Source organism: Bacillus sp. SIMBA_026, from assembly GCF_046535335.1.
GTDB lineage: Bacteria > Bacillota > Bacilli > Bacillales > Bacillaceae > Bacillus > Bacillus velezensis.
The window spans coordinates 1-434 of sequence record NZ_JAWRWX010000032.1 but is presented as its reverse complement, the minus strand read 5'-3'; the positions used below and the strand labels follow the sequence as shown (position 1 = coordinate 434).

1 protein-coding gene is annotated in these 434 nt (G+C 63.4%); it reads left to right on the top strand.

All coding sequences use genetic code 11. The annotated features are described in order from the left end of the window. Positions 1-135: 135 nt before the first annotated feature. Positions 136-434, top strand: a 299-nt coding sequence (locus tag SB847_RS20530; protein WP_410578397.1) for a hypothetical protein, incomplete at its 3' end; no start/stop codon positions are given.

The following is a 434-nucleotide window of genomic DNA, read 5'->3' as shown; positions in this document are numbered from 1 at the left end:
CCCGCTGGCTGGATTAGCCGAGGCGAAGACCCCGCTTTTTTCGACTACTGCCTCTCGGTAAACGAGACCACTCGCACCAAGGTGCGGCTTGGGATTTTCAGAACTCGCCAGTTGAGCCCCGAGAGCTGGTTAGGCTTGCCGAAGTACAGCCCGCTCGCCGCGGACTTGGCCGGCACACAACCCGAGGCGTTGAACAGCACGTACCGGGCTGTGCAGTGGGTGGTCAATCAGGAAGGGCATAACGAGCTTCCCGCGTTGGGCTATGCCATGGCGGCGGACTACCTGCAGCACTCCCCAGCGCCAAAAGCACCGAAGTGGCTCGGGCCATTGCTCATCGAGCAGGAGCCGCCCCGAGAGCTACGGCCCGACACGTCGCAAGCCGAGCATAACGGTGCTTCGCACGACGCGCAGCATGAGCCGCAGCGAGAGTCGAC